Annotated in this window: 2 protein-coding genes and 1 pseudogene; 1 reads left to right on the top strand and 2 read right to left on the bottom strand. The window is 64.8% G+C overall.

All coding sequences use genetic code 11. The annotated features are described in order from the left end of the window. Window positions 1–1850: EAL domain-containing protein (locus tag RKP46_RS13370; protein ID WP_311107094.1), on the top strand; the 1850-nt coding region annotated here is incomplete at its 5' end. Window positions 1851–2572: 722 nt separating this feature from the next. On the opposite strand, the gene RKP46_RS13360 is transcribed toward RKP46_RS13370, so the two are convergent. Next, window positions 2573–2953 carry a DUF2784 domain-containing protein gene (locus tag RKP46_RS13360; protein WP_311107093.1) on the bottom strand — a complete coding sequence of 127 codons (381 nt, stop codon included), beginning with the start codon at window positions 2951–2953 and terminating at the stop codon, window positions 2573–2575. Window positions 2954–3169: 216 nt separating this feature from the next. Beyond that, window positions 3170–3693, bottom strand: a pseudogene (locus RKP46_RS13355) (PEP-CTERM sorting domain-containing protein); the annotation flags it as partial.

Here is a 3693-nt window from a genome sequence, read left to right as displayed (position 1 = left end):
GCCAGGCGATCGAGTATCGGCTCCTGCGCCACGACGGCAGCGTCAGCCATATCGCCTCTGCCGGCAAGGTGATCACGGACAAGGACGGGCATCCGGCGCGCATCGTCATCGTCTCGCACGATGTGACGCAGCGCAAACAGGCAGAACAATGGGAGCGCATTGCCGCGACGGCATTCGAGTCGCAGCAGGGAATGTTCATCACCTCGGCCGACGGGGTCATTCTGCGTATCAACCAGGCGTTTACCGACATCACCGGTTACTCGGCCGAGGAGTGTCTCGGGCGGACGCCGAGCCTGCTCAGGTCGGGGCGGCACGATGAAGCGTTCTACGCCGCCATGCGCGAAGCGCTGGCGCAGCATGGCGCCTGGCAAGGCGAGATCTGGAATCGGCGGAAAAGTGGCGAGGTCTATCCCGAGTGGCTGACGATTTCCTCGGTGCGCGACGCCGAAGAGAGGGTGACGCATTACGTCTGCACGCTGGCCGACATCACGGCGCACAAGAAGGCGCAGGAAGAAATCCAGCAACTCGCCTTCTACGATGCGCTGACCAGCCTGCCCAACCGTCGCCTGCTGCACGAACGGCTGCGCTTGGCGCTTTCGGCGAGCAAGCGTCATCGCCAGCAGGGCGCCTTGCTCTTCATTGATCTGGACAATTTCAAGACGCTCAACGACACGCTCGGGCACGATATGGGCGACCGGCTATTGCAGGAGGTGGCCCGTCGCCTGCTCGCCTGCGTACGCGAGCGCGACACGGTTGCCCGGCTCGGTGGCGACGAGTTCGTCGTCATGCTGGAAAACCTCGGCGAGCGCATCGACGACGCGGCGACGCAGTGCCGCAGCATTGGCGAGAAGATCCTCGCGGTGCTCAATCGTTCGTACGATCTGGCGGGCTACGAATACCACAACACGCCAAGCATCGGGGTGGCGCTTTTCGGCGGCGCAAGAGTCAGTACCGACGATCTGATGAAACGCGCCGATCTCGCCATGTACGAAGCCAAAGCCGGCGGACGCAATACGCTGCGCTTCTTCGACCCGCAGATGCAGGCGGTGGTCACCGCCCGCGTCGCGCTCGAGAAGGACCTGCGCGAGGCGCTGCAGCGGCAGAGCTTCTGCCTTGCCTACCAGCCGCAGGTCGATGATCGAGGTTGGGTGATCGGTGCCGAGGCGCTCGTTCGCTGGCAGCACGCGCAGCGTGGAATGATCTCGCCGAGCGAGTTCATTCCGCTTGCCGAGGAAACCGGGCTAATCCTGCCGCTCGGCCTGTGGGTGCTCGAAACGGCGTGCGCGCAGGCCGCCGCCTGGGCTGCACTGCCCGGGCGTGCGCAGTTCACCGTAGCGGTCAACGTGAGCGCGCGCCAGTTTCGCCAACCGAATTTCGTCGACCAGGTGCTGGCCGTTCTCGCCGCTACCACCGCTGCGCCGTGCAACCTGAAACTCGAACTGACCGAGAGTCTCCTGCTCGACAACATGCAGGATACCATCGGCAAGATGACCGCGCTCAAGAAGCAGGGCGTCGGCTTCTCGCTGGACGATTTCGGCACCGGCTATTCATCGCTCTCCTACCTCAAGCGCTTGCCCTTCGACCAGTTGAAGATCGACCAGTCGTTCGTGCGTGATCTGTTGACCGACGCCAATGACAAAGTGATCGCCGACACGATCATCGCGCTCGCCCACAGTCTGGGCCTGGCGGTGATTGCCGAAGGCGTGGAGAGCGAGGAACAGCGCGCTGCACTGTCTGCTCGTGGCTGCAATGCGTACCAGGGCTACCTGTTCAGCCGGCCTTTGCAAGTCGCCGATTTCAACCGCTACCTGCAGCAACATGTCGCGCAGTCCTCTGGTCAGTCGAGCTGACCCCGGGCGCGGCGCAGGCACCGGGCACCGGTCGATGACGAAGTCGGCGATTTCTGCGTATTGACCCGCTGTTGCATTGAGTGTCATAGTGAAAAACGAGTGTCGAAGCGTCGATGCTCTGCCCGTTCCGATCAAGAGAGGAGACATCTAGTGACGAAGAAGGACAAGAAGGTCAAGAAGGCTTCGGCAAGAGCGCGTGAAGATAACGCGCAGCAGACAGCAGCCGTCGACCCGGGCGAGATCCAGGCTCTGTACGAGCGCATCGCAGCCATCGAGGAAGCGCTTGCCCAGCTCCAGTTGAAGGAAGGCCCGCCCGGCCCGCCCGGTGCCCCGGGAGCAAGTGGAGCCAAGGGCGAACGCGGAGCGACTGGCGCTAAAGGTGCGGCTGGCCCGGCCGGACCACAGGGGCCGGCCGGCCCGCAGGGTGCGCCAGGCCCAGCAGGTCCGGCAGGGCCGGCAGGGCCGCCTGGACCGACTGGGACGGCTGGCCCGGCTGGCCCGGCTGGCAAGAACGGAGCGGCCGGCCCGGCGGGTCCGCAAGGTCCGGCAGGGCCGCCAGGTCCCGCCGGCGCCAAGGGACCGGCTGGGCCGAAAGGTCCGCCGGGTGAAGCAGCCAGCAAGGCTCCGGCTGACCCCGCCGCTTGACTCTTGAGCGGGCGCTCGGCAAGCGCCGGCGGCGCGCGGCGAACCACCCCGCCCGCTCGGCTTGCCGCACAGCGCGCTCAGTAGTCGTCTGCCCGGCGCTGACGGCGGCCGTAGAGCAACCATGCGTAGAGGCCGAGATTGGTCACGATGACCAACCCGGCCAGGGCGAACTGCGTGTCGCGTGTCAGCCCGGCCGGGTAGAGCACGGGTAGCAGATAGTGCTCGATGAACGTTTCCGTGTACCCTGCCTGCCCTGCCGCATGCCGCAAACGGTTCTCGAGCGGCGTCAGCGGGCAGACCCAGCCACTGAGTTCGACGAAGGCGCCCCAACACGCAGCCGGCAGGTGAAGGATCGCCAGCTTTGGCCAGCGCTGCACAAACAGGCCGCCAGCGACGACAAAGACGACGAACAGCAGGTGGACGACCAACACACAGTCGGCGAAAAGACGTTCAAGCATTGCCAATACCTCCGCGCTCTCCCTCTCTTCGATTTCGCTGGAGCATAACCCGGAATGCGTGTCCACTGGCTGATGCGGCGCGCGTCGGCCGTCCGAGGGGCATCGAATCCGGCCCGCGGTGCCGGACGAGCAAGGCCGGTGCTGAGCATGGCGACGAAGGTGCACGAAAAAAAGGGGGCTTGCGCCCCCTGAGGTTCCGTGCGGGATGGCCGTGGGTCAGCGTGCCACAGCTTTCTTCTTGGTGCGCGGACAAACCAGCCCGAGCAATCCGAGGCCGGTGAGAAGCAGAGTCCCCGGCTCGGGCAGATCGCCGGGGGGATCGACGAGAATGCTGTCGTTGGCGCAGTTCTCGGTCCAGTGGATGTCGAATGCCTGCCCGTCATGCCAGCCGCTGTTACGCAGCACCTGCAGGTCGAGACTCATTTCGTAGAAATAGTGTCCATCGAGTGGGGCTGCACCGTAACCGGTGGTCGGCGTCGTCGTGTAGGCGAGTGTTGCCATTCCGGCCAGCGTGCCGCCGGCCAGGTAGGTCGGGTGCAGGGGATCGGGCGAGTAGCCTGAAGCGGCGGGATTGGTATAGCCGCCGCTGCTGTTCCACAGGCCGTAGTTCCACTGCGCGTTGCGGTAGATGCCGCCTTCGACACCGAAGCTCTCAACAGTGTAGTTCGTGCTGTTGACGAAGCTTGTGACGTGCTTGATGTTGATGCCGACTTCGTAGCTGCCGTCCTTGCCGAAGTCGA

It is taken from the genome of Accumulibacter sp. (assembly GCF_031732815.1).
GTDB lineage: Bacteria > Pseudomonadota > Gammaproteobacteria > Burkholderiales > Rhodocyclaceae > Accumulibacter.
This window is presented reverse-complemented; position numbering and strand designations above follow the sequence as displayed.

Bases quoted from the DNA above. Each gene is read 5' to 3' on its own strand.
- RKP46_RS13360 (WP_311107093.1), bottom strand. From the start codon at position 2,953: ATGCTTGAACGTCTTTTCGCCGACTGTGTGTTGGTCGTCCACCTGCTG.